At 73.2% G+C, this 24,992-nt stretch carries 20 protein-coding genes; 7 read left to right on the forward strand and 13 right to left on the reverse strand.

The window, feature by feature from the left end; translation table 11 throughout:
• The first annotated feature begins 182 nt into the window (after nt 1-182).
• The 4 genes from eccE to AQI94_RS38865 all read left to right on the forward strand — a co-directional run bounded on the left by eccE (nt 183) and on the right by AQI94_RS38865 (nt 6,212).
• Nucleotides 183-1,514, forward strand: a complete 1,332-nt coding sequence (eccE, locus tag AQI94_RS38850; protein ID WP_031049990.1) for a type VII secretion protein EccE — start codon at nt 183-185, stop codon at nt 1,512-1,514.
• Nucleotides 1,514-2,341 (forward strand): hypothetical protein, encoded by an 828-nt coding sequence (locus tag AQI94_RS38855; protein ID WP_031049994.1) that lies wholly within the window; start codon nt 1,514-1,516, stop codon nt 2,339-2,341. Before eccE ends, AQI94_RS38855 begins: the two co-directional genes overlap by 1 nt.
• A gap of 137 nt (nt 2,342-2,478) precedes the next feature.
• Nucleotides 2,479-2,805 (forward strand): DUF397 domain-containing protein, encoded by a 327-nt coding sequence (locus AQI94_RS38860; RefSeq protein WP_031049996.1) that lies wholly within the window; start codon nt 2,479-2,481, stop codon nt 2,803-2,805.
• 329 nt (nt 2,806-3,134) lie between these two features.
• Nucleotides 3,135-6,212: an SCO5717 family growth-regulating ATPase gene (locus tag AQI94_RS38865; RefSeq protein ID WP_062230243.1), complete on the forward strand. Its 3,078-nt coding sequence runs from the start codon at nt 3,135-3,137 to the stop codon at nt 6,210-6,212.
• Between the two features lie 56 nt (nt 6,213-6,268).
• Here the strand turns inward: AQI94_RS38865 and AQI94_RS38870 are convergent, their stop codons facing one another.
• From AQI94_RS38870 to rimP, 9 genes are all read right to left on the reverse strand, one after another.
• Nucleotides 6,269-7,219 carry a bifunctional riboflavin kinase/FAD synthetase gene (locus tag AQI94_RS38870; RefSeq protein WP_031053955.1) on the reverse strand — a complete coding sequence of 317 codons (951 nt, stop codon included), beginning with the start codon at nt 7,217-7,219 and terminating at the stop codon, nt 6,269-6,271.
• A 159-nt stretch (nt 7,220-7,378) separates the two neighbouring features.
• On the reverse strand, nt 7,379-10,726 hold the full coding sequence (locus AQI94_RS38875) for a trypsin-like peptidase domain-containing protein (protein WP_062230246.1): 3,348 nt from the start codon (nt 10,724-10,726) through the stop codon (nt 7,379-7,381).
• A 522-nt stretch (nt 10,727-11,248) separates the two neighbouring features.
• A complete protein-coding gene (truB, locus tag AQI94_RS38880) occupies nt 11,249-12,154 on the reverse strand; it encodes a tRNA pseudouridine(55) synthase TruB (RefSeq protein WP_031052661.1) in 906 nt (301 codons plus the stop codon).
• The gene (rbfA, locus tag AQI94_RS38885) at nt 12,151-12,603 is read right to left on the reverse strand and encodes a 30S ribosome-binding factor RbfA (RefSeq protein WP_007385054.1); all 453 of its coding nucleotides are present in this window, start codon (nt 12,601-12,603) and stop codon (nt 12,151-12,153) included. The genes truB and rbfA overlap by 4 nt, the downstream gene beginning before the upstream one ends.
• A 32-nt stretch (nt 12,604-12,635) precedes the next feature.
• Nucleotides 12,636-12,929 (reverse strand): DUF503 domain-containing protein, encoded by a 294-nt coding sequence (locus tag AQI94_RS38890; RefSeq protein WP_031052658.1) that lies wholly within the window; start codon nt 12,927-12,929, stop codon nt 12,636-12,638.
• A gap of 134 nt (nt 12,930-13,063) precedes the next feature.
• On the reverse strand, nt 13,064-16,225 hold the full coding sequence (infB, locus tag AQI94_RS43680; RefSeq protein WP_079062581.1) for a translation initiation factor IF-2: 3,162 nt from the start codon (nt 16,223-16,225) through the stop codon (nt 13,064-13,066).
• Nucleotides 16,226-16,388: 163 nt separating this feature from the next.
• Complete coding sequence (locus AQI94_RS38905; protein ID WP_078902860.1) at nt 16,389-16,670, reverse strand: YlxR family protein; 282 nt, start codon at nt 16,668-16,670, stop codon at nt 16,389-16,391.
• 116 nt (nt 16,671-16,786) lie between these two features.
• Nucleotides 16,787-17,773: a transcription termination factor NusA gene (nusA, locus tag AQI94_RS38910; RefSeq protein ID WP_031053429.1), complete on the reverse strand. Its 987-nt coding sequence runs from the start codon at nt 17,771-17,773 to the stop codon at nt 16,787-16,789.
• Nucleotides 17,774-17,775: 2 nt separating this feature from the next.
• On the reverse strand, nt 17,776-18,276 hold the full coding sequence (rimP, locus tag AQI94_RS38915) for a ribosome maturation factor RimP (protein ID WP_031053431.1): 501 nt from the start codon (nt 18,274-18,276) through the stop codon (nt 17,776-17,778).
• A 176-nt stretch (nt 18,277-18,452) separates the two neighbouring features.
• Between rimP and AQI94_RS38920 the strand changes: the two genes are divergently transcribed.
• Genes AQI94_RS38920 through AQI94_RS38930 form a run of 3 tightly spaced genes read left to right on the forward strand, consistent with a single transcriptional unit; the run spans nt 18,453 to nt 20,387 of the window.
• Nucleotides 18,453-18,992, forward strand: coding sequence for a hypothetical protein (locus AQI94_RS38920; protein WP_062230250.1), 540 nt, complete (start codon nt 18,453-18,455; stop codon nt 18,990-18,992).
• The gene (locus AQI94_RS38925) at nt 18,989-19,468 is read left to right on the forward strand and encodes a ferritin-like domain-containing protein (protein WP_062230252.1); all 480 of its coding nucleotides are present in this window, start codon (nt 18,989-18,991) and stop codon (nt 19,466-19,468) included. Before AQI94_RS38920 ends, AQI94_RS38925 begins: the two co-directional genes overlap by 4 nt.
• A 28-nt stretch (nt 19,469-19,496) precedes the next feature.
• Complete coding sequence (locus tag AQI94_RS38930; protein WP_031039114.1) at nt 19,497-20,387, forward strand: aminoglycoside phosphotransferase family protein; 891 nt, start codon at nt 19,497-19,499, stop codon at nt 20,385-20,387.
• 42 nt (nt 20,388-20,429) lie between these two features.
• Here AQI94_RS38930 and AQI94_RS38935 read toward each other — a convergent pair whose 3' ends face one another.
• From AQI94_RS38935 to ispG, 4 genes are all read right to left on the reverse strand, one after another.
• Nucleotides 20,430-22,133 carry a proline--tRNA ligase gene (locus tag AQI94_RS38935; protein WP_031039111.1) on the reverse strand — a complete coding sequence of 568 codons (1,704 nt, stop codon included), beginning with the start codon at nt 22,131-22,133 and terminating at the stop codon, nt 20,430-20,432.
• A 73-nt stretch (nt 22,134-22,206) separates the two neighbouring features.
• Nucleotides 22,207-22,737: a GNAT family N-acetyltransferase gene (locus AQI94_RS38940; RefSeq protein ID WP_031039108.1), complete on the reverse strand. Its 531-nt coding sequence runs from the start codon at nt 22,735-22,737 to the stop codon at nt 22,207-22,209.
• Between the two features lie 25 nt (nt 22,738-22,762).
• Nucleotides 22,763-23,611, reverse strand: a complete 849-nt coding sequence (locus AQI94_RS38945) for a GNAT family N-acetyltransferase (protein ID WP_031039105.1) — start codon at nt 23,609-23,611, stop codon at nt 22,763-22,765.
• A 207-nt stretch (nt 23,612-23,818) separates the two neighbouring features.
• The gene (ispG, locus tag AQI94_RS38950) at nt 23,819-24,976 is read right to left on the reverse strand and encodes a flavodoxin-dependent (E)-4-hydroxy-3-methylbut-2-enyl-diphosphate synthase (RefSeq protein WP_031039102.1); all 1,158 of its coding nucleotides are present in this window, start codon (nt 24,974-24,976) and stop codon (nt 23,819-23,821) included.
• Nucleotides 24,977-24,992: the final 16 nt, after the last annotated feature.

Raw genomic sequence — 24,992 nt, forward strand, 5'->3', positions numbered from 1 at the left:
CCCCGTTATTTCGCTTTGTTGCCGAATGCGGAACTCCCCAGGGCCGCCCGGTACTCCGTGGCGTTTGCTCCTGCAGGGGCCTCTACTATGCCGTGTGACGATCGCACCGTACGGTACGGGGTACGGTGATCCGCCGCCAGCTCGAGTCGCGGCCAGACAATGCAAAGGGGTTGTACCGGGGGATGAGCACTGCGACCAGGTCCCGGCGCCGTAACGGCAGCCGTCGTACCCAGGAGAACCAGGGGCCGGGGCAGGTGCCGGAACCGGCACAGCCGTCCACACCCCCGAGTCCGGCCTCGCCGTCGCTCGCCCGGCGCCCCGGCAGCATCGGCCCCATCCGGGTCCAGCAGCTGATCGGCTTCGAGCTGGCCGCCGCGGTCCTGCTGATCGGCTGGCTGCTGCGCCCCATCGGTCTCACCGTCGGCATCGTGCTGGCCGTTCCGCTGGTCCTCGCCGGACTGCTGCGCCGGCGCGGTCGCCCGCTGCCCGAGTGGTTCAGCACCGCCCGCGCGCTCCGCGACCGCCGCAAGCGCAACGCCGAGCCGGTGCCGCCCGGTACCGACCCCGGTTTCGCCCCGGCCGTCGAGTGCGACCCGGCGCTGCGCACCTACAGCTTCCAGGACCGCGAGCAGCGCGAGATCGGCATGCTCGGTGACGGCACCTTCCTGACCGCGCTGGTCCAGGTGCAGGCCGCGGACACCCCGCTGCGTCCTTCCTACGGCACCGGGGACATCCCCCTCGATCTGCTGCAGGGCCTGCTGGAGGTGGACGACATCCGGCTCGCCTCGGTCCAGATCGTCCAGCACACCCAGCCCGCGCCCGCCCCGCACCTGCCCCCGCAGGCCATGGCGGTCCGCTCGTACGGGCCGTTGCAGGCCCAGAGCATGACGCCGGGGCTGCGCATCACCTGGGTCGCGCTCAAGCTCGACCCGGAGCTGTGCCCGGAGGCCGTGGAGGCGCGCGGCGGCGGTATGCAGGGTGCCCGGCGGGCGCTGCTGCGGGTCGCCGACCAGCTGGCCAGCCGGCTCATGGGCGCCGGCATGCAGGCCAAGGTGCTCAGCGAGTCGGACATCTGCGGCGCCATCGCGACCTCCGCCTGCGTCAACCCGATGGCCACCACCGGCGGTGCCGCCCTCGACGGCAGCCGCTCGGGCCGCCGTACGGCCGAGACCACCCGTACCTGGCGCTGCGACGACCGGCTGCACACCACGTACTGGGTCTCCAAGTGGCCGCAGTTCGGTGGCGGCGGACCGGCGTTCCCCCGGCTGGTCGGTGCGCTGACCTCCGCGCCCACCCTGGCGAGCACCTTCTCACTCACCATCAGCAGGCGGCGGGGCAGCGTCCTGGCCCTGTCCGGGCACGTCCGCCTCACCGGCCGCGGTGAGAACGAACTGGGAGAGGCCGCCGAGCACTTGGAGCGGGCGGCGTCCGCGTTCAAGGTCGGTCTCGTACGGCTCGACCGTGAGCAGCTGCCCGGAGTTCTGGCCACCCTGCCGCTGGGAGGTACCCGCTGATGTCCACGCCCACCATGCGTCCCTCGGGCCGCTCCGGTTTCGGATCGTCCACCCCGGGCTTCCCAGGACAGCGTCCCGGGCATCTGCCGCGTTCCCCCGAGCCCGCCCGGATCGGTCCCGAACGGCGACTGCGGGCGGCCTTCGGTCTGCTCGGCCCCCGGCGTGAGCGTCACCTCGTCGACGCCGACGTGCTGGCGCAGCTGACCCTGCCGGTCGGTGACGACGGCCTGATCCTCGGCATCGACCCGGACAACCAGCCCGCCGTGCTGGGCCTGTGCCGCCCCACCCGGCTGGACATGGTGCTGGTCGGCGGCACCTGGCTGGCCCAGGTCATCGCCCTGCGCGCGGCGGCGATCGGCGCCCGGGTGGCCGTCGAGACGGCCCGTCCGCAGCTGTGGGCGCCGATGGCGCAGGCGGCCGGCGGCGGCCAGCAGTGCGTGACGGTGCACCAGGTGGGGCGGATCGCCCCGCAGGGCCCGTCCCCGGCCAGCCCGGTGCTCATCATCCGCGACCTCGGTATCCGCCCGCCCCGCAGCCGGCTCACCACCGCGCCCTGGCAGTCGGTGCTGACCCTGCTCCCCTACCTCGGCCCCACCGCGCCGCGGCTGCTGGCCAACGCGGACATCGTCGGCGTCCAGCGGATCTCCCCGCAGGAGTCCGAGGTCGTGGGCAGGTCGATGCGCCTGCCCCAGGGCGACGCCGCCTCCCTGTCGTCCCTCTCCGACAACGTCGCCCTGTGGTGCACGCAGAAGCACCGGCAGTACGTGATGACCCAGCCCACCGACGCGGAGACCGGGCTCCTCGGGGCGCCCCGCCGCATGGACTGACGGGCGGGCCCGTGGCGCGGCCAAGGCCCCGGCCCCTCACACGAGTTCGTGACCGAACCGTTGCGCCGTGTGAGGGGGCCCAGGCCAAGTAGGGTGCTCCTGCACGAGGTTCGCTCATGAGAAAGGGCCCGCCGACCATGACTGACGCGGACGACATCGCCGCAAAGACACCGGACGAGGACGTCAGGGCGCGAAAGGCGCGGGAACGGGACGAGCTGTACAGCCTGGACATCTCCGGTGTCGAGTGGCACAGCGCACCCGGTACCGAGGAGCACGAGGAGCGCGTGGAGATCGCGTACCTCCCCGAGGGCGCGGTGGCCATGCGGTCCTCCCTGGACCCGCAGACCGTGCTGCGCTACACGGAGGCGGAGTGGCAGGCCTTCGTACTGGGCGCGCGCGACGGCGAGTTCGACCTGGAGTCCGCACCGCGCGACGGCGGACTCACCACGGAGCAGGCGGAGTAGGCGGAGCGAGCGCGCCGGCCGCAATGCGCGCGAGGGCCCCGTCCCGGCCGTGACCGAGTCGACCGCCCCGGGCTTCGAGAGACAGACAACCGTCACAAGGGCGACATCACGGCAGGCACCGCTCCGTCGCGCGCGAGCGCACAGCGGACGGGCCTGCCCCGCCGAGGCCTGTGGCGTTTACGCTTGATGCGGGTGCGACCCAAGAACCCACGGGTGGGTTGTTCGCGTCCAGGGGACTTCAGTCGGATCGGACCACAGGAACGGTCGCCCCCAGCCCGGCACATGAGTGCCCACACGGCACGAGGGTGCTCGACCAACCAGGAGGAATTGTGCAGAGCGATCGGGACGGGCTGCGCGCGGGCTGGACCACGCCCAGCGACGACCAGTCCGACGCGGAGTCCGCCACCGAGATGACGGGCGAGTTCACCATCGACTACGCCGCTCCTGCCTGGTACACGCAGAGCGCGGCGCCGGAGGCCGAGCCGGAGCCTCCCGCGCCCACCCCTGCCCCCGCCGCGCCCGCACCGCACCCCGGTTACCCCGATACGTCCGGTTCCGCACCGTCGGCCCCCGTGCCCGGCCCGCAGTTCGACCCGTCCGCGGGTGCGCCCGGTGCGACTCCGCCGCCTCCGCCGCCGTGGGCGGGAAACCCCACGGCCCCGCAGCCGCCGGCTCCCCCGCACCCGCAGAGCGGATACGGCTATCCGCAACCGCCCGCACCTCCGCACCCGCAGAGCGGCTACGGCTACCCCCAGCCGCCCGGGCCCCCGAACCCCCAGAGCGGCTACGGCTACCCGCAGCAGCCCGCTCCTCCCGCGCCGGTGCCGCCGGTGGCTCCGCCGCCCGCTCCCCCGGTGGCTGCCGCGCCTCCCGCGGCGTCGACGGTGCCCGCTCCGCCGACCGCTCCCACGCCGCCCGCTCCCCCGGTGGCTGCCGCGCCTCCCGCGGCGTCGACGGTGCCCGCTCCGCCGACCGCTCCCACGCCGCCCGCCGCCCCGGTGGCCCCCGCCCCCGCGCCCCCGGGACCGCCCGCCGCCCAGCACAGCTCCGACGCCGTCGCGCCGTCGACCGGCGAGGACACGGCAGGCCAGGGCGACACCCCAGTCGCCGCCGCTACGACGCCGAGCGCCCCGCAGCCCCCCGCTGCCCCGTCGCCGGACGCGCCCACCGCGCCCGAGCCGTCGGCTACCGGCGAGGCTGCGCAGGCGTCCCAGGAGACGGGTGACACCCCCGCACCGGCCGCCCCCGTGGCTGCCCCCGCCCCGAGCGAGGCGGCATCCGCGTCCGGCTCCGAGGACGAGGGCGCGGACACCCCGCAGCCCCCGGCCGGCGCCGAGACCGCCGAACCGGAAGCCCCGGCCCAGTCCTCCGCCGGTGCCGCCGAGACAGGCGCGGAGCCGCAGGCCGCCGCGCCGGACGCCCCGGTGGCGCAGCCGGCCGTACCGGAGCAGGCCCCGGCCGCCCCGAGCGCCGCTCCGGAACAGCCCGAGGCGGCACAGCCTGCCGCACCCGAGCAGCCCGACGCCCAGCAGGAGGGCTGGCGGCCCCCGGCGCCGCCGCAGGGTGCCGTCCCGCCGCTCCCGCCGCAGTTCGCCTCGGCGGACTCCGGCACGGCCCCGCCCGCTGCCCCGGAGTGGACGACGGGCGGCCAGCCGCAGCCGCCCGCCGCGCAGCCCGGCACCCCGCCCCCGCCCGCCCAGTCGGCGGTCGCCGCTGCCCCGCCGCAGGCACCGCAGCCCGCGCCCTCCGGCTGGCCGGCCACCCCGCCGCAGCCCGACGGCCAGCCGGGTCAGGGTGGTTACGGCTACCCGCAGCCCCCCGTTCCCCCGAACCCGCACAGCGGCTACGGCTTTCCACAGGCCCCCCAGCCTCCGGCGCCGCAGCCCCCGCAGAGCGGTTACGGCTATCCGCAGCCGCCCGCTCCCCCCAACCCGCAGGCCGGGTACGGGTTCCCGCAGCCTCCCGCGCCGCAGAACCCGCAGAGCGGCTACGGCTTCCCGCAGGCGCCCCAGCCCGCCCCGGGCGGATACGGCTATCCGCAGCCGCCCGCCCCGGACCAGCCCCAGCAGCAGGCTCCGGCGCAGCCCGGTCAGCCCATGCCCCCGGCCCAGCCGGGACAGCAGCCGCAGGCGCCGCACCCCAACCCGTACGCGGGCGCTCCCGGCCAGCCGGGCGTGGACCCCCGTACCGGTGCCGCCTGGCCCGCGGCCGTCCAGCACGACCAGCGGCAGCAGGTCGCCGGCGCGGGCGCGCCGCTCGGCTACAACGCCGCGGTGGAGCTGACCTCGGACCGGCTGGTCAACAGCAAGAAGCAGAAGGCGAAGAGCAGCCGTCCCACTCCCGGTGGGTCGAAGTTCAAGCTCGGCGGCAAGAAGGAGGAGCAGGAGAGGCAGCGCAAGCTGGACCTCATCCGCACCCCGGTACTGTCCTGCTACCGGATCGCGGTGATCAGCCTCAAGGGCGGCGTGGGCAAGACGACCACGACCACCGCCCTCGGCTCCACCCTCGCCACCGAGCGGCAGGACAAGATCCTCGCCATCGACGCCAACCCGGACGCCGGCACGCTCGGCCGCCGGGTGCGGCGCGAGACCGGCGCGACCATCCGCGACCTGGTCCAGGCGATCCCGTACCTCAACTCGTACATGGACATCCGGCGGTTCACGTCCCAGGCCGCCTCGGGCCTGGAGATCATCGCCAACGACGTCGACCCGGCCGTGTCCACGACGTTCAACGACGAGGACTACCGGCGTGCGATCGACGTGCTGGGCCGCCAGTACCCGATCATCCTCACGGACTCCGGTACGGGTCTGCTCTACAGCGCCATGCGCGGGGTCCTGGACCTCGCCGACCAGCTGATCATCATCTCGACGCCGTCGGTGGACGGCGCGAGCAGCGCCAGCACGACCCTCGACTGGCTGTCGGCGCACGGGTACGCGTCCCTGGTCTCGCGGTCCATCACCGTGATCTCCGGGGTCCGCGAGACCGGCAAGATGATCAAGGTGGAGGACATCGTCACCCACTTCGAGCAGCGCTGCCGCGGCGTCATCGTCGTACCGTTCGACGAGCACCTGGCGGCCGGGGCCGAGGTCGACCTCGACATGATGCGGCCCAAGGTCCGGGAGGCGTACTTCGACCTCGCCGCGATGGTGGCCGAGGACTTCGTGCGGGCCCAGCAGGAGCAGGGACTGTGGACGGGGCAGGGCGGCCACCAGCCGCCGACCATGGCTCCTCCGATGCCGGGCCAGCAGCAGGCCCAGCAGCCGCCGGCCGCCCAGCCGCCGTTCCAGGGCTTCCCCGGCGCCCAGCCCGGCCAGCCGTGGCAGACCGGTCAGCCCGGTCAGCAGCCGCAGCCCGGGTTCCCGCAGCCGCCGTACGACCCGAACGCGGGCCGGCCGCCGCAGCAGTAGCCCATGGAAAGGGGGCCGGCACCTTCACGGTGCCGGCCCCCTTTCCATGCCCTTGATCAGACGTCCGCGCCCGCGATCAGCTCACGGCACCGCTGCACATCGACGGCCATCGCCTTGAGCAGCGCGTCCAGCGACTCGAACTTCTGCTGGCCGCGCACGTACGCGAGGAAGTCCACGGCCACGTGCAGCCCGTACAGGTCGAGCCCGACGCGGTCGATGGCGTACGCCTCCACCGTGCGCTCGGTGCCGTCGAACTGCGGGTTGGTGCCGACGGAGATCGCGGCCGGCATCGCCTCGCCCTGCGTGTGCAGCCAGCCGGCGTACACGCCGTCGGCGGGGATGGCGGTGTGCGGGAGGGTCTCGACGTTGGCGGTCGGGAAGCCGAGTTCCCGCCCGCGCTGGGCACCGCGGACGACCACGCCCTCGACCCGGTGCGGGCGGCCCAGGATCTCCCCGGCGCCCTCCACGTCGCCCTCGGCGACCAGACGCCGGGTCAGGGTGGAGGAGAACGGCTCGCCGCCGCCCGCCGTGCCCGACACGTACAGGTCGACGACCTCGACCTCGAAGTCGTACGTCTTGCCCTGCTCGACGAGGAAGTCGACGTTGCCCGCGGCCTTGTGGCCGAAGCGGAAGTTGGGGCCCTCGACGACCGCCTTGGCGTGCAGCTTGTCGACGAGGACCTTGACGACGAACTCGGCGGGCGAGAGCTTCGAGAACTCCGTGGTGAAGGGGAGGATCAGCAGCGCGTCCACGCCCAGCTCGGCCATCAGCTCGGCGCGGCGGTGGTGCGGGGCGAGCAGCGGCGGGTGGCTGCCGGGGCGGACGACCTCGCTGGGGTGCGGGTCGAAGGTGACGACGACGGAGGGCACGCCCAGCTCGCGCGCCCGGTCCACGGCATGCCGGATGATCAGCTGGTGCCCGCGGTGGACCCCGTCGTAGGAACCGATGGTGACGACGCTGCGCCCCCAGTCCTCGGGGATGTCCTCCAAGCCACGCCAGCGCTGCACTGTGACCGCTCCTCGTCGAACCCGTGTCCGTATTGACTCTCAAGACTTATGCAGGTCTAAGGGTGCCATGCCGCGTGCCCGTCGCTCGCATCGGCATGGGGGCTGTGACCCGACGCACGCGGGCACGGGTGTTCCCCGCACCCGCCGGATTCCACGGTGTCAGGCGGGGACTCGCGCCCCCGCCAGGTTCTCGATCATCCGCCGGGTGCCGGGGCCGACCACCGCGGCCCACTCCTGCGGGCGATCGGTGAGCCAGCCGGCCACCAGCGCGGCGAACCCGGGGACATGCCGGCCGAGGTCGACGAGGCCGCGGTCGAAGCGGGTCGCGCCGTCCGGGGTGCGGACGAGGAGAAGACCGATGCGGTGGACGAGCTCGCGCATGTCGGCGTCGGCACGGGCGGCGGCCGCGGGCAGCAGGGCGCCCAGCACCGCGGGCTCGCGTTCGTGGTCCAGGAGGCGGTCGAGGAGTTCCTCGCGCAGCGGGCGGGAGACGGGGGCGCCCGGTCCGGCCAGCACGGTGGCCAGCGCCGCCCGTACGCCTTCCGGGCCGCCGTCGAGCAGGCCGGTGACCAGCGGCAGGAGCACAGCGCGGGCGGCGGGGCCCTGGTCGAGGCGCCGGTCGACGTACGCGGCCACGTCCCCGGCGGTCTCCGGGCGCCGCTCCACCGCCTCGCGCACCAGGTCGGCCACCCGGCGGGCGAGGGCGGGCGTGGTGACGTCGGCGAGCGCGCGCAGCGCCTCCCCGGCGTCAGGTCGCCGCAGCCGCTCCCGGAAGGCGTCCAGGACCGGTTCGGGGTCGGTGGCGAGCGCGGGGACCAGCGCGCTCGGCGGGAACTGCGGGTCGCCGGCCGCGAAGTGCCCTAGCGCCTGCGGGAGATGACGGGCACGTGTGCGGGGATCGCGGACCAGCAGGGCGAGCGCGCCTGCGTGCAGGGTGCAGTCCTCGGGGCGGGCCAGCAGGGCGAGGGCCGCGTAGCGCAGGAGTTCGCGGTCGGCGTCGGTGCGCACGTGCGGGGCCGCGCGCAGTCCGTACGCCACCGCCGCCACCCGCCGCGCCGGCCGCGCGTCGTGCGCCCACCGGTCCACGCCCCGGCACACCGCCGACGGCTCCTCCTCGGCCAGCACGGCGAGCAGCTCGTCGGCCCGCCGGTGCGCGCATCCGACGAGTTCCTCGGTGAGGTCGTCCAGGGCCCGGGTCCGGTGTGTGTGCAGCAGCGCCTGCGCGGCCTTCGCCACGGTCGCGTGCGGGGTCGCGGGCAGCGGCCGCTCGTCGTCGAACCAGCGGGTGAGCTGCGGCTGTACGGCGGTGGGGTCGGCGGCGAGCAGCTCCGCGACGGTGTCCAGGAACCGGGGGCCGGGCTCGTGCGGCGGCCCGTCGGCGAGAACGAGACGGCGGAGCAGGTCGAAGCGGGTGCCCGGCGACAGCCGGAGGGCGGTCCAGAAGGCGGGGCCGAAGGCGCTCGGGACCGGCTCCCGCAGGTGGCGCAGGGCCACGAGACGGTCGGCGAGCTGCCGCAGGACATCGGTGTACGGCGTCGCGTCGGGCACCCTTCGCAGGGTCTCGGTGAGCAGCCGGGCCGCCCACCAGGAGTGCGGGTCGGCGTCGAGCGCGTGCAGCAACTCCTCCAGCCGGTAGGCCAGTTGCGCTGTGCCCTGCTGGCGGGCGACGAGGAGCAGGGCCTGTACGACGGGCCCGACGCGGTGGTGCGGGACGGGGAGGGGGTACTGCGGGCCGGTGCGGCGGCGGTGGACCAGGGCGCGCAGGGCCTCGTCCAGGTCCAGGTGCATGCCCTGGATCCAGTCGGCGAGCTCCTCGTGCCCGAAGCGGTAGCCGCTGCCGGCCGGGACCAGGAGGCCCTCGGCGAGGACGGCGGAGGCCCAGCCGGTGCCGCCGAGCCGCTTGGGGGCCCGGCCCCAGGGGAACACCGCCTCGAACGTGGCCCGGTCCAGTTCGCCCTGCCCGGGGCCGAGGCTGCGGCGGGCGGCCTCGTGGACCTGGCCGGAGACCTTCGCGGCGAGCCGGCGCACGGCGGCACCGCGCAGACCGCTCGGGCCGGCCAGCCGCACCGCGATGCGCAGGCACATGAGGTCGAGGTAGGCCTCGAAGACCTGGTCGCGGTCCGCGGGGGCGTGCATCGCGTCCGGGAGGGCGGCCCGGACCTCGGAGAGGAGGCCGAGGGTGAGGGGGTGGCGGGCGTCGGAGGCGGCGAGCGCGCCGTCGGGGAGGGCGTAGCGGGCCCGGGCGCGGCGGGCCTCGTCCTCGGTGAGGTCGCCCAGGTGCACGCAGGGCGGGAAGTGCGCCTGCGGGTCGCCGTGCAGCAGCTCCTCCGGGAAGGCCGCTTGCTCCCAGTGCTCCGCCCGGCATGCCACCACCAGCCGCGCTCCCGTCTCCGCCAGCCACCGTGCCGTGCCCTGCGTCCACTCGGCGAGGCGGTGTGCCAGGACCGGGGGCATCTCCTCGGGGCCGTCGAGGAGGAGGAACAGGGGGCGGCCGGCGGCCCCGGACAGCCGGGCCAGCCGCTCGGGGGTGAGCTCGCCGAGGTCGGTGGGGACGGTGCCCGAGGTCGCCACGATCCGGGCCGCCCTGGCCAGGGCGCGGCGGACCGCGTCGGCCACCGAGGTGTCGGTCTCCGCCAGGTCGGCGCCGCGCAGCCACAGCGTGGGAGCCGGGTCGGGGCCGCGGTGGCGGCGGGCGGCGAGGAGCGCGAGTTGGGTGGTACGGCCGCTGCCGGGCGGTCCGACGAGGCCGAGGACGGGGGCCTGGCCCTCGGTGAAGGCGGTGAACTCGCCGGTGACCGCCTCCCGTTCGACCGGCTCCGGGGTGTCTCCCCGGCCCGGGTGACCGCCCGGTGCGCCCGGCGGGCCGTCCTGCGCCACCGAGGTGGCCGTCAGCTCCAGCACCCCGGCGAGGTTGAGGTCGGCGCCGTACGCCGGGACCGTCGCGGCGTTCTCCGCGAGCAGGTCGGCGAGGGGGCCGGTGCGGACGGAGCCGAGCGGGACCGCGTAGCCGCTGTCACGGTGGCCGCTGTGCAGGGCGGTGCCGAGGACGGCGACGACCGCTCCGGTGGCGACGTCGAGCACGGGGCCTCCGGCGGCGCCGCCACCCCGCCGCAGCGCGTCCCGTCCCGCGGTGCCGATCGCCAACTCCAGTGCGCCTTCGAGGAGATGGCTGCGGTCGGTGGCGGTGTAGGTCACGGCCGCGGGACCGAGCACCCTGGCCTCGCGCCGGCAGCCGGCGAAGAGCCGGACGTAGGTGCCGGTCTCGACGGTGTCCCGCACGGAGACGGGCAGCGGGTGCACGCCGAGTCCCTCGGTACGGACGAGCGCCAGATCCAGCTCGGGCAGCGGGGTCACGGCACCGGAGGTGACCACGCAACTGCGGTCACCGGCGCGCAGAACGAGCCGCGCCGACCCGTCGACGGCCTCGTGACTGGTGACGACGGTGCCGTGGTGGTCGGCCGCGAAGCCGATCCCGCGCAGCCGCCCGGCCAGGTCATGGACCCGCACGAGATCCTCGTCCCGCCCGGCCCAGGGACCGGCCCCGGGACCTGGTGGTCCTCCGCGCGCATGCCGCGACCGACGGCCCCGGCCCGCCGACCGCACCCCTTCGCCCCCGTGGACCGGTCCGGCCGGGCTCCCGGCGTCGCGCGGTCCCTTCTGGGCCGCCCGGCCGGTCCCGCCCGCGGCCCCGTCCCCCGGTCCCGGGTCCGACGCGTCGGTGCCGGCGGCGAGAGATGCCGCTGTGCCGACGGAGTCACCCCCTGCCGTCATCGCCGAACCTCCCCGCCGTACGCACGTTCCTGTTTTCGACGGTAGGCGTGCGGTGATCAGCGGGACAGATCGCGTGGTGAACGCGCCCCCTTCCACTCCCCCGGTTCACTCCGAGCGCCTGCCCGCGCGGGTGAATGGAAGGGGGACGGCGGATACACCCTAGGGGTGGGGGAACCGAGGGGGGACCGTGGAGCGGCGGCACAACCCCGTGATCGCCGCTCCACGGGCAGACAGCCCCGGTGCCCCCGCGTTCGGGGGTCAGCCGAAGACGGCCAGGCTCTTGGCCTTGCCCTTCTGTTCCTCGACCAGCGCCAGGAAGTGACCCTCGGGACCGAAGACGGCCACCGTGCCGGCGCCCGTGTACTCGTCGGGCATGTCGAGCCGTACGCCGTTGGTGAGGAGCTTGGCCCGGCGGTCGTCGACGTCCCAGCGGGGGAAGGCGGCTGCCGCGGCCTCGGCGATCGGCATCACCGTCAGCTCCTGCTGGAGCTGGTCGAGGGTCCTCGCCGAGTCCAGCTTGTACGGGCCCACGCGGGTGCGCCGCAGAGCGGTCAGATGGCCGCCGACGCCCAGGTCCGCGCCCAGGTCACGGGCGAGCGCCCGGATGTAGGTGCCGGACGAGCAGACCACCGACACGACCAGGTCAAGGACGGCCGTGCCGTCCTCGGCGACCGCGTCCCGGACGTCGTGGACCGCGAACGACGAGACGGTGACGGGGCGGGCCGGGATCTCGAACTCCTCGCCCTCCCGTGCCCGCTTGTACGAGCGCACCCCGTCGATCTTGATGGCGCTGACCTTGGACGGCACCTGCATGATGGCGCCGGTCAGCTTGGCGATCCCGGCGTCGACGGCGTCGCGGGTGACCTTCGAGGCGTCGACCGCCCCCGTGATCTCGCCCTCGGCGTCGTCGGTCAGGGTCGTCTGGCCGAGCCGGACCGTGCCCAGGTACTCCTTCTCGGTCAGCGCGAGGTGCCCGAGCAGCTTGGTCGCCTTCTCGACGCCGAGGACGAGCACGCCCGTCGCCATGGGGTCGAGGGTGCCGGCGTGTCCGACGCGGCGGGTCCTGGCGATCCCGCGCATCTTGGCGACCACGTCGTGCGAGGTGAAGCCCGACGGCTTGTCGACGATGACAAGGCCGTCGGGCGTCCGGTTCTTCTCGGTCATTCGGCGGCGTCGTCCGTCTCGTCCTCGTCGCCCGGCTTACGGTACGGGTCGGCGTCACCGGCATAGGCGGCACCCGCCGAGACCTCGCGCACCTTCTCGTCGGACTGGCGGGCCTTGTCGAGCAGGTCGTCGATGGTCTTGGCGGTGTCGGGCAGGGCGTCGGCCACGAAGGTCAGCGTCGGCGTGAACTTCACGCCCGCCGCCGCCCCGACCGCGGAACGGAGCACGCCCTTGGCGCTCTCCAGTCCGGCCGCCGCGGCCGCCCGCTCCTCGTCGCCGCCGTACACCGTGTAGAAGACGGTCGCCTCCCGCAGGTCACCCGTCACCCGGGTGTCCGTGATGGTGACGTGTGAGCCGAGCCGCGGGTCCTTGATCCCGCGCAGCAGCTTCTGGGCCACCACCTCTCGGATGAGGTCCGCCAGCCTCTTGGCGCGCGCGTTGTCGGCCACTGGTCCGTCTCCTTAAGTACTTACTTGTTGCTTCAGTCTTCGTCGCTGTGGAGCCTGCGTCGAACCGAGAGCAGCTCCACCTCGGGCCGCGCGGCGACCAGCCGCTCGCAGCGGTCCAGTACGTCGGTGAGGTGTCCCGTGTCCCCGGAGACCACCGCGAGTCCGATCTCGGCCCTGCGGTGGAGGTTCTGGTTCCCCGTCTCCGCCGCGCTCACCGCGTACTTGCGCTGGAGCTCGGCCACGATCGGACGGACGAGAGAGCGTTTCTCCTTCAGCGAGTGCACGTCACCGAGGAGCAGGTCGAAGGACAGAGTCCCCACATACATGTGTGTCCGGATGTCCCGCCGGTTCGGGGTACGGGCGCCGCGTCGACGCCGATACGGGAACCGTACACGCAACGGCCGGGGCCGATCGACGGATATTACGTCCGCCGACCGGCCCCGATCGCGTGCTGTGCGGATCAGCCGCGCGGCTTCTCGCGCATCTCGTACGTCGCGATGACGTCGTCGACCTTGATGTCGTTGAAGTTTCCGAGGTTGATACCGCCCTCGAAGCCTTCGCGGATCTCGGTGACGTCGTCCTTGAAGCGACGCAGACCGGAGATGGTGAGGCTCTCCGCGACCACCTTGCCGTCGCGGATGAGGCGCGCCTTGGTGTTGCGCTTGACCTCGCCCGACCGGACCAGGACACCGGCGATGTTGCCCAGCTTGGACGACTTGAAGACCTCGCGGATCTCCGCCGTGCCGAGCTCGACCTCTTCGTACTCCGGCTTGAGCATGCCCTTGAGGGCCGCCTCGATCTCCTCGATCGCCTGGTAGATGACCGAGTAGTAGCGGACGTCCACGCCTTCGCGCTCGGCCATCTGCGCGGCACGCCCTGCGGCGCGCACGTTGAAGCCGATCACGATGGCGTCCGAGCCCATCGCCAGGTCGACGTCCGACTCCGTGACCGCACCGACACCGCGGTGCAGGATGCGGATGTCGACCTCTTCGCCGACGTCGAGCTGGAGCAGGGAGGACTCGAGAGCCTCCACCGAACCGGACGCGTCGCCCTTGATGATGAGGTTGAGTTCCTGCACCAGACCGGCCTTGAGGGCCTCGTCCAGGTTCTCCAGGGAGAACCGGACACCCCGGCGGGCGAAGTTGGCGTTCCGCTCACGAGCGGCGCGCTTCTCGGCGATCTGACGGGCCGTACGGTCCTCGTCGACGACGAGGAAGTTGTCGCCGGCGCCCGGGACGTTGGTGAGACCGAGGACGAGGACCGGAGTCGACGGACCCGCCTCTTCCAGGTTGTCTCCCTTGTCGTCGAGCATCGCGCGGACTCGGCCGTACGCGTCGCCGACCACCATGGTGTCGCCGACCCGCAGGGTGCCTCGCTGGACCAGGACGGTCGCGACGGCACCGCGGCCGCGGTCGAGACGGGACTCGATCGCAATACCCTGCGCGTCCTGCTCCGGGTTGGCCCGCAGGTCGAGCGAGGCGTCCGCGGTGAGGACCACGGCCTCCAGCAGGCTCTCGATGTTGAGGCCCTGCTTGGCGGAGATGTCGACGAACATGGTGTCGCCGCCGTACTCCTCGGCCACGAGGCCGTACTCCGTCAGCTGACCGCGCACCTTGGTCGGGTCGGCACCCTCGACGTCGATCTTGTTGACCGCGACCACGATCGGCACGTCGGCCGCCTTGGCGTGGTTCAGCGCCTCGATCGTCTGGGGCATCACACCGTCGTTGGCCGCCACCACGAGGATCGCGATGTCGGTCGACTTGGCACCACGGGCACGCATGGCGGTGAACGCCTCGTGACCCGGGGTGTCGATGAAGGTGATCTTGCGCTCTTCGTCGTTGACCTGGGTCGTGACCTGGTACGCACCGATGTGCTGCGTGATACCGCCGGCCTCGCCCGCGACGACGTTCGTCTTGCGGATGGTGTCGAGGAGGCGGGTCTTGCCGTGGTCGACGTGACCCATGACGGTCACGACCGGCGGACGCGCGACGAGGAACTCCTCGCCGCCCTCGTCCTCGCCGAACTCGATGTCGAAGGACTCGAGCAGCTCGCGGTCCTCCTCCTCGGGGCTGACGATCTCGAGGACGAAGTTCATCTCGTCCGCGAGGAGCTTCAGCGTCTCGTCGGAGACGGACTGCGTGGCAGTGACCATCTCGCCGAGGTTCATCATCACGCCGACGAGCGACGCCGGGTTGGCGCCGATCTTCTCCGCGAAGTCGGTGAGGGAGGCACCACGCGACAGGCGGACGGACTGTCCGTTGCCGCGAGGCAGCATCACGCCGCCGACCGACGGGGCCTGCATGGCCTCGTACTCCTGGCGCCTCTGCCGCTTCGACTTGCGACCGCGACGCGCGGGACCGCCGGGACGACCGAAGGCGCCCTGCGTGCCACCACGACCACCCGGACCACCGGGACGACCACCGAAGCCGGGACGACCGCCGCCGCCACCGCCGGGACCGCCGGGACGACCGGCGAAACCGCCACCGCCGCCACCGGGACCGCCGGGACGACCGGCGAAACCGCCACCGCCGCCACCGGGACCGGCCGGACGACCGGCGAAGCCGCCGCCACCCGGACGACCGCCGCCGCCACCGGGACGACCGCCGCCACCGGGACCGCGGCCACCGGGGCCACCGCCGCCGGGACGCGGACCGGCAGCAGGACGCTGCGGCATCATGCCGGGGTTGGGACGCGCGCCGCCGGGGCCACCGCCGGGACGAGGACCGCCGCCCTGCGGACGGGGCATGCCGCCCGGGCTGGGACGGGAGCCGCCCGGAGCCTGCGGACGGGGACCGCCCGCAGCGCCCTGGGGACGGGGACCGCCCTGGCCCTGACCCTGCGGACGCGGAGCGCCGCCGGGAGCACCGGGGCCACCCTGGCCGCCGGGACGCGGGGCGCCGCCCGGACGGGGCGCCTGCGGGCGCGCCATGCCGGTGGAGCCACCAGAGGTGAAGGGGTTGTTGCCCGGACGGGGACCGGCCGGACGAGCACCGGGACGTGCGCCCTGGCCACCCGGACGCGGAGCGCCGGGACGGTCGCCGCGGTCACCGCGACCCTGACCGCCCTGGCCGGGACCGCCGGCCGGACGCGGGGCGCCCGGACGCGGGGCCTGCTGGCCGGCCGGACGAGGAGCACCCGGACGCGCGGTGGAACCCTGGCTCTGGCTCTGGGGGGCCGTCTGGCCCTGGGAGGCAGCCGGCGCGGCGGGAGCCGACGGCGGCGCCGTGAACTCGGGCGTGGTCGGAGCCGGGGACGCCGGGGCGGGCCGCGGCGCGGGCTTCGGGCCCGGAGTGGGACGGGGGCCGGAGGCGGCCGGCGCGGCGGGAGCCGCGGGCTGCTCGGCGGCGGCCGGCTTGGGGGCCGGCGGGCGCGGGGCGGCCGGACGGGCGGCCTGCGCGGGAGAGGGGGCTGCCGGACGAGCCGGGGCAGCCTTGCGTGCGGGGGCGGGCTTGCCGCCTCCGTTGCCCTGCTGGAGGGCGTCTGTCAGCTTGCGTACGACGGGCGCCTCGATCGTCGAGGAAGCCGAACGAACAAATTCACCGAGTTCTTGGAGCTTGGCCATGACGACCTTGCTCTCCACCCCGAACTCCTTGGCGAGTTCGTATACCCGGACCTTAGCCACTTCGCTCCTTTTAGGTCCGGGTTGCGGCCGGACCGTCGCTACTTCATGGGCGTACTCATCGCGTGCTCATCGAGTGCTCATCGCAATCTCGACCTACTTCCAACTCGCGGGGTACCTGGGCCGCACGGGGGTTCCGCGCGACGCTTCTTACGGTGTTGCCTGCTCAGCAACTGTCTGTCTGCTCGACGTACTGGCGCAACGCCTTTGTGTCGAGCGCTCCCGGGGCGCGCAACGCCCGCGGAAACACCCGGCGGCGTACCGCCTGGTCGAGACAGACCAGGGCGGGGTGGATGTACGCACCCCGGCCGGGCAGCGTACCGCGAAGATCAGGGACGCATGCGTCCTCGATCGCCACGATGCGCAGCAGATCGGTCTTGGCCGCTCGCTGCCTGCATCCCACACAGGTTCGTTCAGGGCATGCGCGGGCGTGCGTCCGGCCAGACACTCTTAAGTCTACCTCCCCGTACCGACCTCACCCCTTGGGGGCAGGGATCGAACGGTTGTTGTCGTGATCTAAGCCACCGACGGCTTGGATCTATTCCTCGGCGCAGTTCACCGAGGTCATTCGCCGGCCTGTTCGGTGTCCGGGCGGATGTCGATCCGCCAGCCGGTGAGCCGGGCCGCGAGGCGGGCGTTCTGGCCCTCCTTGCCGATGGCCAGGGAAAGCTGGTAGTCGGGGACGGTCACCCGCGCGGAGCGGGCGGCCATGTCCACGACCTCGACCTTGGAGACGCGGGCCGGTGAGAGGGCGTTCGCCACCATCTCGGCCGGGTCGTCCGACCAGTCGACGATGTCGATCTTCTCACCGTTCAGCTCGCCCATGACATTGCGCACACGGCCGCCCATGGGTCCGATGCACGCGCCCTTGGCGTTCAGGCCCGAACGGGTGGACCGTACGGCGATCTTGGTGCGGTGACCGGCCTCGCGGGCGATCGCGGCGATCTCGACGGACCCGTCGGCGATCTCCGGCACCTCCAGGGCGAAGAGCTTCTTCACCAGATTGGGGTGCGTGCGGGACAGGGTGACGGACGGACCGCGGACCCCCCTCGCCACCCGGACGACGTACGACCGGAGCCGCATGCCGTGCGGGTAGGTCTCGCCGGGCACCTGCTCCTGCACCGGCAGGATGGCCTCCAGCTTGCCGATGTCCACGAGCACGTTCTTCGGGTCGCGGCCCTGCTGGACCACACCCATGACGATGTCGCCCTCGCGCCCCGCGTACTCGCCGAGCGTCGCGTCGTCCTCGGCGTCGCGCAGCCGCTGCAGGATGACCTGCTTGGCGGTGGTGGCGGCGATACGGCCGAAGTCGGACGGGGTGTCGTCGAACTCCCGGGGCTCCTGGCCCTCTTCGAGGTCCTCGGGGTCCTCCTTCGCCCACACGACCACGTGCCCGGAGTCCCGGTCGAGTTTCACGCGCGCGTGGCGGTGGCTTCCCTCGGTGCGGTGGTAGGCGATGAGGAGGGCCGACTCGATCGCCTCGACCAACAGGTCGAAGGAGATCTCCTTCTCCCGCACCAAGCCCCGCAGGGCACTCATGTCGATGTCCACGGCTACGCCTCCTCTTCGTTCTTGTCCTTGCGGCTGAACTCGACCTGCACGCGCGCCCTGTCGACGTCGGAGAAGGCGAGCCGGCGTGCGGTGGCCTTGCGGCCCTTCACACCGGGCACCTCCAGGTCCAGGCCCTCGTCGTCGACCTTCAGGATCCGGGCGACCAGTTCCCCGCCGCCCTCGGTCAGCTGGAACTTCACCAGCCGGTCCACGGCGCGCACGTAGTGGCGGTGCTCCTTGAGGAGGCGCTCGGCGCCCGGGGTGCCGACCTCGAGGGTGTACTCCCCCGCGCCCATCGCGTCGTTCTCGTCGAGCTTCGCCGAGAGCGCGCGGCTCACATCGGCGATCTGGTCCAGGTCGGCACCGGTGTCCGAGTCGACGACGACGCGCAGCACTCGCTTTCGCCCTACGGAGTCCACTGCGATCTCTTCGAGATCCAGGCCCTGAGAGGTGACGAGCGGTTCCAGGAGCTCTCGCAGCCTCTCGCTCTGGGTGGTGCTCATCCGGGTGACTCCTCGGCCGCGTGTGCTGTTGTGGGTAGGTCGCGTGTCTGGTCAAAGGGTATCCGGTCGCGGAGGGTGTTGCCGTCCAGGTGACATCGGATGCGCGGGTACCGTGATCGCCGGCGGGCCCGACCTCCCGCCCGTATGTTCGTACGAGCTTCCTGAGGACGTTTGCCGTGCCGTACCCGCCTCCGCCGCGCGTCCCCTCGGGGCCGCGCAGAAGATCCCTGCTCGCCTCGGTCGCCGGGGGCGCCCTTCTCGTGGGGTGCTCCGACGGGACCGGAGACGGCGAGGAGGGCACCGCCGGCAGTCCCTCCGTCGTCGAGCGGGTCCGCGTGCGGGCGGCTCGGGACAGTCGGGGGATCGTCGAGCGGTACGACGCCGTCCTGGCCGCGTATCCGACGCTGACGGCACTGCTGGGCCCGTTGCGCTCGGAGGCGGTGCGGCACGCGGCGGCCTTCGGGGGAGCCGGGACGACCTCGCCCACCGCCACGGCGTCCCCTTCGCCCACGGCCACTCCCCCGGCGTCCGCCCCGCCCACGGTTCCCGCGACCGAGAAGGACGCCCTCGCCCAGCTCGCCGCCGCCGAGCGGGCCCTCGCCGACCGCCGCGCCGAGGCACTGCTGGACGTGCCCGGCGAGCTGGCCCGGCTGCTGGCCTCGGTCGCGGCGGCCGGCGCGGCGCACGCCTATCTGCTGACGGAGGGTGCCCGATGAGCGAGAAGCAGGAGCTGGCGGCGCTCCAGAAGGCGCTGGCCGCCGAGCACGCGGCCGTCTACGGCTACGGCGTCGTCGGCGGCCGGATCGGCGAGGCCCGCCGCGCCGAGGCCAAGGCCGCCTATGACGCCCACCGGGCCCGCCGGGACGCCCTGGCGCGCGCGGTACGGGATCTGGGCGAGAGGCCGGCGCCCGCAGCGGCGGCGTACGCGCTGCCCTTCCCGGTGCCGGACCCGGCAGCGGCGGTACGGCTCGCCGCCGACCTGGAGGACCGGGTGGCCGGGGTGTACTCCGACGTGGTGCGGGCAACCGGGGGCGAGCGGCGGGGCACGGCCGCCGAGGCGCTGCGGGAGGCCGCGGTGCGGGCGGTGCGCTGGCGCGGCGAGAGCGTAGCCTTCCCTGGGCTCGCCGAGCGGGCGACCACGGCCTCGCCCTCCTCCTCGGCCTCGCTTTCCCAGGCGGGCCCCACGGCGTAACGCGGTACTGGAAGGGAACGACTCGCGCATGGCTTTCGAACCACCACAGCGGCTGGTGCGGGCGCTCGACGAGAGCGTGCCGGACGCCGACGACTGGGTGGACAAGCTGCCCGACACCGCCGGACAGGCCGTCGCGCAGCGCGAGTTGAGCGTGGAGCGGGTCCAGGTGCCCGGCGGGCGCAGCAGCCTCGTCGTGCTCGTGCGGCGGTCCGACGGGACACCCGCCGTGCTCAAGCTCGCGCCGCCCCGCGCCCGGCCCGAGAGCGAGCGGGCGGCTCTCGCGCACTGGGACGGCCGGGGGGCCGTACAGCTGCTGGAGCCCTTCGCCGCCGAGGGGGTGCTGCTGCTCGAACGGCTGCATCCCGATGTCTCCGTGCGGTCGCTGCCGGAGGCGAAGGCGTTGCTGGAGGCGGCCGGGACCCTGCGGCGGCTGTGGGTGGAGCCGCCCGGTGACCATGTCTTCGAGACGGTGGCCGAGCGGACCGGACGGCAGGCCGAGGCGATGCGGGGTGCTTCCGCGGAGGTGGCCGCACTGGTGAGCGCGGCCCTCGACGCACGGGAGTCGCTGCTGGCCGCGCCCCCGGAGAGGCGGCTGCTGCACGGCACGTTCCGGCAGAGCAAGGTGCTCTCCGGGGCGCGCGCTCCCTGGCTCGCCGTCGGGCCCGACCCGGTCGTCGGCGAGTGCGCGTTCGACCTGGCCCGGCTGGTGCGGGACCGGGTGGAGGACCTGATCGCCTCATCGTCGGGAGCGGCCACGACCCGGCGACGGATCAAGCGGCTCGCGGAGTCGCTGGAGGTGGACCAGGAACGGCTGCGGGGCTGGACGCTGTTCCGGGCCGTGGAGTCCGGGGTCCGGGCCCTGCGGGTGGGACGGCCCCGGGACGCCGAGTTGCTGCTGGAGTTCGCCGGGTGGCTGTGAGGCGGCGCTCGCGTACGCCGCCTCACCCTGTGCCGGTTTCCCTCAGGCGGTCAGACGGGCGATCGCCTCGTCCACCGTCAGCTCCTCGCGCTCACCGGTGCGACGGTCCTTGAGCTCCAGGACACCCTCGGCGGAACGCCGGCCCGCGACCAGGATCTTCGGTACGCCGATGAGCTCGGAGTCCGTGAACTTCACGCCCGGGGAGACACCGGCGCGGTCGTCGACGAGGACCCGCAGGCCCGCCGCGCGCAGCTTCTCGGAGACGTCGAGGGCCAGTTCGATCTGCAGGGCCTTGCCGGCGGCGACGACGTGCACGTCGGCCGGGGCGACCTCGGCGGGCCAGCACAGGCCCTTGTCGTCTGCGGACTGCTCGGCGAGGGCGGCGACCGCGCGGGAGACGCCGATGCCGTAGGAGCCCATGGTCACACGGACCGGCTTGCCGTGCTGGCCGAGGACGTCGAGCTTGAGGGCGTCGGCGTACTTGCGGCCCAGCTGGAAGATGTGGCCGATCTCGATGGCGCGGTCCAGCTTGAGGCCGGTGCCGCACTTCGGGCACGGGTCGCCCTCCTGGACGACCACGACGTCGACGTACTCGTCGACCTCGAAGTCCCGGCCGGCGACGACGTTCTTCGCGTGCGTGTGCTCCTTGTTGGCGCCGGTGATCCAGGAGGTGCCGGGCGCCACCCGCGGGTCGGCGATGTACCTCACCTTCTCGCCCCGCCCCTGCGGACCGACGTACCCGCGGACGAGGTCGGGGCGGCCGACGAAGTCCTCCGCCGTCACCAGCTCCACGGCGGCGGGCGCGAAGTGCGCCTCGACCTTGCCCAGGTCGACCTCGCGGTCGCCGGGCACGCCGACGGCCACGATCTCGCCGTCGACCTTCACGAGCAGGTTCTTGAGGGTGTCGGCGGCCTCGACGCCGAGGTGGGCGGCGAGGGTCTCGATGGTCGGGGTGTCCGGGGTGGGGATCTCTTCGAGCGCGGGGACCGAGGTGCCGTCCACCGGCTTCAACTCGTACGTGATCGCTTCGGTGTTGGCCGCGAAGTCGCAGTTGGGGCAGTCGGCGAAGGTGTCCTCGCCGGCCTCCGCGGGGGCCAGGAACTCCTCCGACTTGGAGCCGCCCATCGCACCGGCGGTGGCGGCGCAGATGCGGTAGTCGAGGCCCAGGCGCTCGAAGACCCTCTGGTAGGCCTGGCGGTGCAGGGCGTAGGACTGGGCCAGGCCCTCGTCCTCGGTGTCGAAGGAGTAGGAGTCCTTCATCAGGAACTCACGGCCGCGCAGGACGCCGGCCCGCGGGCGGGCCTCGTCCCGGTACTTGTTCTGGATCTGGTACAGGATGACCGGCAGGTCCTTGTAGGAGGACGCCTGGTCCTTCACCAGCAGGGTGAAGATCTCCTCGTGGGTCGGGCCGAGGAGGTAGTCGCCGCCCCTGCGGTCCTGGAGCCGGAACAGCTCGGCGCCGTACTCCTCCCAGCGGCCCGTGGCCTCGTACGGCTCGCGCGGCAGCAGGGCGGGGAGCAGCACCTCCTGGGCGCCGATCGCGTCCATCTCCTCACGGACGATGCGCTCGACGTTGGCCAGCACCTTCTTGCCGAGCGGCAGCCAGCTCCAGATGCCCGCGGCGGTACGGCGGACGTACCCCGCGCGCACCAGCAGCTTGTGGCTGAGGACCTCGGCGTCCGCCGGGTCGTCGCGCAGCGTCTTCGCCATCAACTGGGACATGCGCTGGACCGGTGCGTTCGCCATGGTTCTCGTACTCCTGCCGGGAAAGGGTGATGGCTAGGAGGTTAGCCGGGGGCACTGGGCCGGTGGAAATCCGTTACCGGCGGCGCAGCGGCAGCGGGGCGCCCATCACGGCGTACGGCTTCGGGGCGCTCGGGAAGAGGACCTGGCGGGCGAGGTCCTGGTAGCCGAGCGAGTGGTACAGGCCGCGGGCCGGGCTGTCGGTGTCGATCGCGGAGAGGATCGAACGGGGCTCGGCGGCGCTGTCGGTGATGGTGGTGATCAGGGTGCGGCCGATACCGCGGTTCTGGTGGTGCGGGTGGACGTGGAGCTCGGTGATCACGAAGGAGTTGTCGAGCCAGAGCTCGTTGTGCCGGGCGCGCAGGTAGGGCTCCACGACGGTGGACCACCAGTGGGTACGGTCGTTGGGCATGCCGTACACGAAGCCGACCAGGGAACCGCCGACGGTCGCGCCGAGGGCTCTCGCGCCGGGGTAGGTCATGTGGCGCAGGACGATCTGACGGCGGACCGCCACCTCGTCGGCGCCGAGGCCGAAGGCGACGGCTTGGACGGCTAGCGCCTCGTCTACGTGGGCCGACAGGTCTAGGGGGCCGATGACGAGGTCCATGCCGGGAGCGTACAGGCAGGCGGGTTCAGAAGAGGACGCTCATGAACGCGCCCACCTCTTGGAAGCCCACCCTCGTGTACGTCCTTCTCGCCGCCGTGTTGAAGTCGTTGACGTAGAGGCTGACCACCGGGGCCACGTCCGCGAGGGCGTAGCGCAGGACCGCGGCCATCCCTGGCGCGGCCACTCCCCTGCCCCGGTATTCCGGGGCCACCCACACGCCCTGGATCTGGCAGGCCCGGTCGGTCGCCGCGCCGATCTCCGCCTTGAAGACGACCTTGCCGTGCTCGTCGAGGCGGGCGAAGGAGCGGCCGGAACCGACCAGTTCGGCGACGCGGGCCTGGTAGAGCAGGCCGCCGTCGCCGGCCAGCGGGGAGACGCCGACCTCCTCCGTGAACATCGCCACGCAGGCCGGCATGATCGTCTCCATCTCGTCCTTGCGGATGCGGCGGACGTACGGATCCGGGGCGATGTCGGCGGGCATGCGGTCGGTGACCATGAGGGGCTGGTGGGAGCGGACGTCCCGGGCCGGGCCCCAGCTGGGTTCCAGCAGACGCCAGAGCAGCGCGGTGGGTTCGGCCGGGCCGACGATGGAGGAGCAGCGGCGGCCGGCCCTTCTCGCCCGGTCGGCGAAGGCTCGGACGGCTCGCTGCGTCGCGCAGATCGGGACCAGGTTGGCGCCGGCGTAGCAGAGGGACGTGAGCATGCCGTCCTCGTACCAGCCCCACATCTCGCCGCCGAGCCGCCACGGGTCGAGGCCGGCGACCTGCACCCGCGAGGTCACGAAGGCGTTCGCGACCGGATCGCGGTCGAGTATGGCGAGCGCGGCGTCCAGGTCGCTCGGTTCGAGGACCCGGGAGGTCGTCTGGGTCAACACGGGCGGGGCCTCACACTGGGGTCTGCTGATCTCCGCACTGTACCTGCGGAAGCTGAGCCGTGCCGAGCCGTGTTCAGGTGCCGGTTGCCTGTGAGGTGCCCGGTGTCCTGGGGGCTGCGCCCCAGACCCCGCTTCGGCCCGAAGGGCCTCGTCCTCAAACGCCGGACGGGCTGGGATTGCCCGGACCGGCGTTTGGAAGGCCCCTCGTCAGCCCGCGACCGACACCGACGGCTCGCCCGACTCGACGCCCGCGTCCTGCATCTGCTCGGCGATCTTCATGGCCTCCTCGATGAGGGTCTCCACGATCTTCGACTCGGGGACGGTCTTGATGACCTCGCCCTTCACGAAGATCTGGCCCTTGCCGTTGCCGGAGGCGACGCCGAGGTCGGCCTCGCGGGCCTCGCCCGGGCCGTTCACCACGCAGCCCATGACCGCGACGCGCAGCGGGACCTCCATGCCGGTCAGGCCCGCCGTGACCTCCTCGGCCAGCTTGTACACGTCGACCTGGGCACGGCCGCAGGAGGGGCAGGAGACGATCTCCAGACCGCGCTGCTTGAGGTTCAGGGACTCCAGGATCTGGTTGCCGACCTTGACCTCCTCGACCGGCGGAGCGCTCAGGGACACCCGGATGGTGTCGCCGATGCCCTGCGAGAGGAGGGCGCCGAACGCCACCGCGCTCTTGATCGTGCCCTGGAACGCCGGGCCCGCCTCCGTGACGCCGAGGTGGAGCGGGTAGTCGCACTGCGCGGCCAGCTGCTTGTACGCCTCGATCATGACGACCGGGTCGTTGTGCTTGACCGAGATCTTGATGTCGCGGAAGTCGTGCTCCTCGAAGAGGGACGCCTCCCACAGGGCCGACTCGACGAGCGCCTCGGGCGTCGCCTTGCCGTACTTCTGGAGCAGCCGGCGGTCCAGGGAGCCCGCGTTCACGCCGATGCGGATCGGGGTGCCGTGGTCGCGCGCGGCCTTCGCGATCTCCTTGACCTTGTCGTCGAACTGCTTGATGTTGCCGGGGTTCACCCGAACCGCGGCGCAGCCCGCCTCGATGGCCGCGAAGACGTACTTGGGCTGGAAGTGGATGTCCGCGATCACCGGGATCTGCGACTTGCGGGCGATCGTGGACAGGGCGTCCGCGTCGTCCTGCGTGGGGCAGGCCACCCGCACGATCTGACAGCCGGAGGCGGTGAGCTCGGCGATCTGCTGGAGGGTGGCGCCGATGTCGGACGTACGCGTCGTGGTCATCGACTGCACGGAGACGGGGGCGTCGCCGCCGACCGCCACAGACCCGACCTGGATCTGCCGGCTCTTGCGGCGCTCGGCAACCCTGGTCGGAACGGACGGCATGCCGAGAGAAATCGCAGTCATCTGCTGTGCAACCCCA

Source organism: Streptomyces pseudovenezuelae (assembly GCF_001513955.1).
Taxonomy (GTDB): domain Bacteria; phylum Actinomycetota; class Actinomycetes; order Streptomycetales; family Streptomycetaceae; genus Streptomyces; species Streptomyces pseudovenezuelae.

Excerpts from the sequence above, each read along its gene's own strand:
- AQI94_RS38860 (WP_031049996.1), top strand. The coding sequence starts at position 2,479 with ATGACTGACGCGGACGACATCGCCGCAAAGACACCGGACGAGGACGTC.
- AQI94_RS38855 (WP_031049994.1), top strand. The coding sequence starts at position 1,514 with ATGTCCACGCCCACCATGCGTCCCTCGGGCCGCTCCGGTTTCGGATCG.
- rimP (WP_031053431.1), bottom strand. The coding sequence starts at position 18,276 with ATGAGCACCACCCAGAGCGAGAGGCTGCGAGAGCTCCTGGAACCGCTC.
- AQI94_RS38890 (WP_031052658.1), bottom strand. The coding sequence starts at position 12,929 with ATGTATGTGGGGACTCTGTCCTTCGACCTGCTCCTCGGTGACGTGCAC.
- AQI94_RS38935 (WP_031039111.1), bottom strand. The coding sequence starts at position 22,133 with ATGGCGAACGCACCGGTCCAGCGCATGTCCCAGTTGATGGCGAAGACG.
- eccE (WP_031049990.1), top strand. The coding sequence starts at position 183 with ATGAGCACTGCGACCAGGTCCCGGCGCCGTAACGGCAGCCGTCGTACC.
- AQI94_RS38925 (WP_062230252.1), top strand. The coding sequence starts at position 18,989 with ATGAGCGAGAAGCAGGAGCTGGCGGCGCTCCAGAAGGCGCTGGCCGCC.
- ispG (WP_031039102.1), bottom strand. The coding sequence starts at position 24,976 with ATGACTGCGATTTCTCTCGGCATGCCGTCCGTTCCGACCAGGGTTGCC.
- AQI94_RS38930 (WP_031039114.1), top strand. The coding sequence starts at position 19,497 with ATGGCTTTCGAACCACCACAGCGGCTGGTGCGGGCGCTCGACGAGAGC.
- truB (WP_031052661.1), bottom strand. The coding sequence starts at position 12,154 with ATGACCGAGAAGAACCGGACGCCCGACGGCCTTGTCATCGTCGACAAG.
- AQI94_RS38940 (WP_031039108.1), bottom strand. The coding sequence starts at position 22,737 with ATGGACCTCGTCATCGGCCCCCTAGACCTGTCGGCCCACGTAGACGAG.